Source organism: Bacillus cereus, assembly GCF_015071065.1.
Lineage (GTDB): Bacteria > Bacillota > Bacilli > Bacillales > Bacillaceae_G > Bacillus_A > Bacillus_A cereus_BA.
Map to the genome: position 1 here is coordinate 1 of NZ_VOVA01000094.1, position 436 is coordinate 436.

The following is a 436-nucleotide window of genomic DNA, read 5'->3' on the forward strand; positions in this document are numbered from 1 at the left end:
TAATCTGTTCTTTTTTAATTATATGCATGGCTTCTACCCCAGAAAGAATGGATGTAGCTGTGTCAAAACATTTGAATCCTAGCATAGAACGAATTCGCTTCTTTATAAAGCGATGATCTTGTTCTACTATGTTATTCAAGTGCTTTTGTTGTCTAAGTCGCATACCATCAGGTATGCTTTTTTCTTTTTTCAACTGTTCAATTGCTATAGGATAAGCTGGATTCTTATCGACTGTTATAACACGAGGTTTTGAAACATGAAAAGACTGCAAAGCCTTCTTGAAAAAGCGCTTTGCAGCCTTCTGATTTCTTGTTTTGCTTAGGTGAAAATCGATTGTATTTCCTTTTGAATCAACAGCACGATACAGGTACAGCCATTGACCTTTTACTTTGATATATGTTTCATCGACTCTCCAGGAGTCATTTGTTTGTTTAAG

The 436-nt window shown here is 35.6% G+C and carries 1 protein-coding gene; it reads right to left on the minus strand.

Annotated features, from left to right (window positions below; all coding sequences use genetic code 11):
• Window positions 1-436, minus strand: a 436-nt coding sequence (locus FT637_RS29665; RefSeq protein ID WP_193649262.1) for an IS6 family transposase, incomplete at both ends; no start/stop codon positions are given.